We start from the raw sequence: 5,337 nt of genomic DNA, 5'->3' as shown, positions 1-5,337 counted from the left end.
TTTGATGATCGACGTTATTATTTTGCTGTAAGAGCGATTACTTGGGCAACTGCTCATGAAGACATAAAACAGCAAAAGCTTGCAGGAGTGGTTGCGAAGAAATTTAGAATAACTGGAGTAAGCTACGATAAGAATAAAGATAACAAAGGGTATTTTAGGAGCGATGCGCCCCCTGAGATTAAAGCGCTCGCCAATAATCTTTTAGATAAAACCAATCCACTTTGGGATAGGGCTATGGGTTATATTAATGAGCCAGAGTTTGTTTATAAGATAAAGAGCATTGAGGTAGATTAGCAGTTCGGTTCCCTAGTGAGGACTTGAATCTTCGGCTGTAGGCTAGTGGTAGCGATGGTTCGAGTTGTTGGAGTAACAGCAGTGTACTTCGTTGTGTACATGTAGTGAGCTTTTGGATCATTATTTTTATTTACCATATATGAGCTTAGCGTGAGAATACGACGTGCTTGCGTCCTTCCATCATTACTAATGAATAGACTAATAGATAAAAGTTTGACAAAAAACCTAAGAAAATATTTATTATAATGAAATATTCAGAACCCACTAGAAAGCTTCTCATGATTCTTGAGTTTCCCGCTGAGGTAAAGCCAAAGAACATAAACCAACCTATATTTATAAAAAGTAATATTAATGCAGTTATAAGAATAGTTCTTTTGGGATTTTCACCGACTGCATGATTTAACTTATCTGGGTTTTTTGCCGCTAGTTTAAATTCCCTGACAACTTTGTTTGATACCCCTTTCATGAAATAAGTGAGAGTAATTATAAAAAATATTAATACAAAATATAGTAGAACTGCATCGTTCAGCAACCTTATTCTACCCGAAGCTAATTCCATTGATTGTGCAAAGGGAGTAATACCTTGATAGTTTTTGAACTTGGAGCCTAGTATTAAAGAAGTGAAAAAAATTGCAAAAAATCCATAAAAATAAGCATAATTAAAGGGCGATAAATCGTTTAATAGATTAACCATAGTTTTATGAGAAATATAATGATGATCTTCTGTCATTTTTTATGTTCACCTTAATTTTTTTAGGCTATACCCCAAGGGAACCAGCTATTTCACCCTTCAAACCTATTAACAGACCACTTAAAACAGACTGCTATAATGGAACCACTTATAACGTTCTGTTTTAGGTGTTTATCGGATTGGGAACTCATAGCCTGCCAACAATAGATATTTGCGCCATTCTTGACGCTTCTTATCGTCTTGCAATCCTTCCTCAATCCATGTAACTACTTCTCCACGGCTCTTGCCATAAGTCTGTGCGCTATAGTCTCTAGTAAAATCAAAATGATTTGCTAGCTTATTAGCAAATGTATTTCGTTGTGGTGCGCTCATTGTAGGTATAACTTTGGGTGTACGCTTAGTGATCGGCTTATCAGCACTGGCGGTCTTATTAGTATCTTTGTTGGTATCTTTAATAATAGGCTTCGTTGTCTGCTTAAATTTAAATTTGAAAATAAAGCCTACAACCTTGCGCCCTTCCTTGTACTGGTCATAGCTCACAGTTATATCAGTATGTTCATTAATTTGTTTAATTGCTGGCTCTAACGCTCTAGCCTTAAAATTCGTTATTCTCACATATTCATCGTCAGCGATATCAAACCTATGTCTTAACTCGTGATATGGGATTGAAGGGACTACTTTAGAATTCCGCCACTGCATCATCATTTCATAGAGACGATGAGCATAAACACTTGTTAACGGAGCTTTTTGCTCAAGGTGATAGCGTGAGAAGTTACCTCTTAACTTTCCTGCAAGGCTAATCAGATCAGGAGTAAACGCTAATTTAACTAGCCCCTGACCTTCTATATAAGCTATGTTCCAAACCCATCGAGACTTCCGATGCTCTTGATGACTTGGAAACTGTTCGCTTTGAACGCTATATGTGAAATATCTAACGAATAATTTTTCGCTAGCTTCTCTCAAGGCTGTATAAGCTGTTTTCATATCAACCCCGTACATCTTGGCATATTCATCTGCTCTAACTTCTACAAACTCGGACATAGTCGTTAGCTGTTTCTCACTTTCTTCGTAAGTCGTTAAGTCAGCTAGAGCTATATCAAGCAACCTTATTTCTTGAACCGTAAGAGAATAACTAGCTTCAATCAACGAATTACTTTTGACTACCATGTCTGAGATTTTTTTCATTGCTACACACCCTAAAAAGCATTTAACTACATACTATAACAATAATGTAGTTAAATAGCTTGGATTTGTAGTCATTAAACCTTGGATTTGTAGTCATTAAACCTTGGATTTGTAGTCATTAAACCTTGGATTTGTAGTCATATAGCCTCTGAAGCCTATATATATAAATGGTTTGAAGGTGTTTAAAATCTTTTAAAATCTTTTAAAATATCTTAAAAGGAATTAAAGGGGTTAAAAAAGAATAAAAAAATGATTTACTAGCGACTCAAACCGTGACTTCGAGTAACAGTTCCATTTTGATAGTGATTGAATGAGTTTATACCGCGCTGTATTGCCGTATTTTGGTCTTCAGATAACTCTGAGCTATATTGTTCAATAAAACTGTTTAAAGACGTTCTGAGCGCATCTGAGTGCTTCTCACGTTCGTTAGATGGTAGCTTGTGAACATCGAAAAGCGCATGTTTGAATTGTATACACGTGAAATTGATTGTATCTGCTCGATGTAGCTTGGCAGCCTCCTTAGCTTCATCAGCTCTATTATCATTAGCGATATAAGAATCTAGAGCTTCTAAATAACTAAACGATGAAATAATATCCCTAGCCATTTCTCCAACATCACCACCTTTACCGCCTAACTTTTCTATAAGACTAGCGTTAAACTCTGTACGCTTATCATCTATCTGCTTTTTGAAACGCTCAAAGTCTTTAACCACGTTGTTATAATGCTCTCGCTCAGCTGCTGGGTTTTTGATTAAGTTAACTATTGGTTTGTTCTGATTTACAAAATCAGCTGTGAAGTGACTAGCAATGTCTCTACTGCTTACTCTGTAATCACGTGATTTCTGCAAGCCTAATGATTGCGCGAAGTTATCTAGCTTTTCAATCTGTCTTTTATCGTATTTATCGGGATAATCTTCTGCTGTTTCGTAACTTTCCCAACGAATACGGTTGTTAATATCATTTCGTGTCAATAATTTACTAGCCAAAAACAGTTTTATACGTTCAGCATACTGATGGATTCTCTCATCTCGGTAAGAGTGTTTTCTAGCGTCTTGATCAACTCGTCTTTGCTGCTGATCAAGCTTAGAAGCTCTTTCTCGTCGTGCTGCGTCATTGAATGGGCTTGGGGCTGCTGTATAGATTGTTCCAATTCTGCCTGCAAGCTGCTGTTTGCTATCCTCAAGTCGTCGTTCGCTGTACTCAACTCGTTGTTTGCTGTCATCAACGTGCTCGATGATGTCGCTAATTCTTTCAAGCGACCACGTATCACCTCGCTGCTCTCCTTGAGTGCGCTGTTTGTTGAACTCAACTCGCTGTTTACTGTCATCAATTCTTCGTTTAACTGTGTTAATTCTGATATTACCGACTCCAACTTCGTATTCGCTAATATCAAGTCTGTATTTAATATCTTTAAATCGTTGCTCATTTTGTTCTCGCTCGTTGTTAGCGCGACTTTCAAAGATTATCTTGTCAGCGGCAGCATTCACTTTTTGATTTTTGGTAAGCTCAACGCTCCAAACCAGCTCGTTACGCTCATTGATTATTTCATTGATGGTGCCAAGCTCTGTTGCCGGTGTTTTATCAATCTCGTAATGCTCACCCTTTGCTTTGGCTTTCTCTGCTTTTCTGAGTTCTTGCTCATATTTTTCACGTTCTAGCTTGGTAGCGACTGCCCCCATTTTGAGCTGTGGCTCAATATCAATCCCTTGTTCGGCATAGCTGCGTGAATCAATCAGATCATGATTAAACTCGGCTAGTTTTTCGTTGGCGATCTGCTCCCAAATTTGGCGCACCTCTTTAATCTCATGACTGACACGCTTAAGCCCTAGCGTTAGGCGCTTGGTATCTGATAGCTCGATAGTTGCCTTATCTGTCAGTATGATTTGATTATCTGCGTCCAGCTCTGCGGTTCGAGTAGTAAACATGATGTGAGCGTGGAAGTTGCGAGGATCTGCCCCTCGATCAACTTCTTTTTGGGTCGGTTGATGGATAGCGCAATCGGCAATCGTGCCGTAACGATCCGCAAGCGTTTGGGCGAAGGTATGCGCTAGCTCTTTGCGGTTTTGCTCGTCCAGCTCATACGGTAAATTGATTAACCATTCACGAGCCACACGCGCATCTTTTCTTTTTTCGGCAGCTTCCGCTTTGTTCCATAAATCACTACGATCAATATCAGCATTGGCAGCAGCCAATGCTGACGGTAAAATGATATCCGCACTCATTACCCCATGCTTTTTTGAGTAATCGTGGGTCTTACCATAGCGTTTATCTTCTAGCTCAACACCTGCGCGATAGCTTGCACTGGCAACAGCACTTTGTCCGTTACTTCGAGATATTGATTTAGTCGATGCGATAAAAATAGCCATTACTAAAAGCTCTATTTTTTAGTTTTTAGCACTACGTCTTTTCATAGTGTTGGGGGTGTGGGGGCTTTGCCCCTGCCGATGTTTTGATTTTATAAATGTGTGTCCGATAGGACTAGACATTTGTAAAGTCGAAAACTCGCACTTAGTCAGTGGGACGCAACCATCTGTCGAATAACTATATCATAAACTGTTGTTAGCTATTGGCGAAGTTGCTATAGTCAGGTGAGTAAAAAAATTAATGATATAAGGGTATGATATGAGCTTACTAGGTGGTAATGATTTAAAAGAACAGCAGAAGATTAATGATCTTGAGCTTAAGATAAATAGAGAAAAACAGAAGTTAGATAAGAAGCTGACAAGGCAAAAAATACTACTCGGTGCTTTTCTAGTAGATGCTTTAGAGAATGATTCAGTGGGGGGCTTAAAGAAATACACAGCTGATAATCTGTTAGATTTTTTGAGCAGACAGACAGATAAGGAGTTGATGGCAGATTTGGTAAAGGGGCTTGGTGGTAAGGTTGTTACTGGGAATAACGATGAAAACAAGATAAAGGAAGGTTAATGGATAACGATTTACTTAAGAGATATCGTGAGTATGCAAATTCTGATGAAGCTTGTGCAGTGCTCTTTGTAAAACAAAATCTTTCACAATCAGAAGGGCATTGGGTTGATATAGCCCATTGTCAACGCTATGAGATGTCTGACGACAAGTTACATTTTCGCTTAGTAGTAGGAGCTATTTATCAAAGGAAGATAAAACCAAAATACCCTCCAAAAACAGAATATTTTACTCATGGAAAG

6 protein-coding genes are annotated in these 5,337 nt (G+C 38.5%); 3 read left to right on the top strand and 3 right to left on the bottom strand.

The window, feature by feature from the left end; translation table 11 throughout:
• Positions 1-294 (top strand): hypothetical protein (locus tag AC5JPT_RS13605; RefSeq protein ID WP_493858501.1); only part of this gene is annotated, 294 nt, incomplete at its 5' end.
• Between the two features lie 145 nt (positions 295-439).
• On the opposite strand, the gene AC5JPT_RS13600 is transcribed toward AC5JPT_RS13605, so the two are convergent.
• From AC5JPT_RS13600 to AC5JPT_RS13590, 3 genes are all read right to left on the bottom strand, one after another.
• Complete coding sequence (locus AC5JPT_RS13600) at positions 440-1,024, bottom strand: hypothetical protein (RefSeq protein WP_493852755.1); 585 nt, start codon at positions 1,022-1,024, stop codon at positions 440-442.
• A gap of 132 nt (positions 1,025-1,156) precedes the next feature.
• On the bottom strand, positions 1,157-2,170 hold the full coding sequence (gene repM, locus AC5JPT_RS13595) for a replication initiation protein RepM (RefSeq protein ID WP_493852756.1): 1,014 nt from the start codon (positions 2,168-2,170) through the stop codon (positions 1,157-1,159).
• Positions 2,171-2,427: 257 nt separating this feature from the next.
• Entirely contained in the window at positions 2,428-4,536 is a 2,109-nt protein-coding gene (locus AC5JPT_RS13590) for a MobA/MobL family protein (RefSeq protein WP_493858500.1), read from the bottom strand.
• Positions 4,537-4,792: 256 nt separating this feature from the next.
• Between AC5JPT_RS13590 and AC5JPT_RS13585 the strand changes: the two genes are divergently transcribed.
• Positions 4,793-5,098: a mobilization protein MobS gene (locus AC5JPT_RS13585; RefSeq protein WP_493852753.1), complete on the top strand. Its 306-nt coding sequence runs from the start codon at positions 4,793-4,795 to the stop codon at positions 5,096-5,098.
• Positions 5,098-5,337: hypothetical protein (locus AC5JPT_RS13580; RefSeq protein WP_493858499.1), on the top strand; the 240-nt coding region annotated here is incomplete at its 3' end. The genes AC5JPT_RS13585 and AC5JPT_RS13580, both read left to right, overlap by 1 nt.

The organism is Psychrobacter sp. H26 (assembly GCF_059073035.1).
The sequence above is the reverse complement of the archived record's forward strand: the minus strand, read 5'-3'. Positions and strand labels throughout refer to the sequence as shown.

Bases quoted from the DNA above. Each gene is read 5' to 3' on its own strand.
- repM (WP_493852756.1), bottom strand. From the start codon at position 2,170: ATGAAAAAAATCTCAGACATGGTAGTCAAAAGTAATTCGTTGATTGAA.
- AC5JPT_RS13600 (WP_493852755.1), bottom strand. From the start codon at position 1,024: ATGACAGAAGATCATCATTATATTTCTCATAAAACTATGGTTAATCTA.
- AC5JPT_RS13590 (WP_493858500.1), bottom strand. From the start codon at position 4,536: ATGGCTATTTTTATCGCATCGACTAAATCAATATCTCGAAGTAACGGA.
- AC5JPT_RS13585 (WP_493852753.1), top strand. From the start codon at position 4,793: ATGAGCTTACTAGGTGGTAATGATTTAAAAGAACAGCAGAAGATTAAT.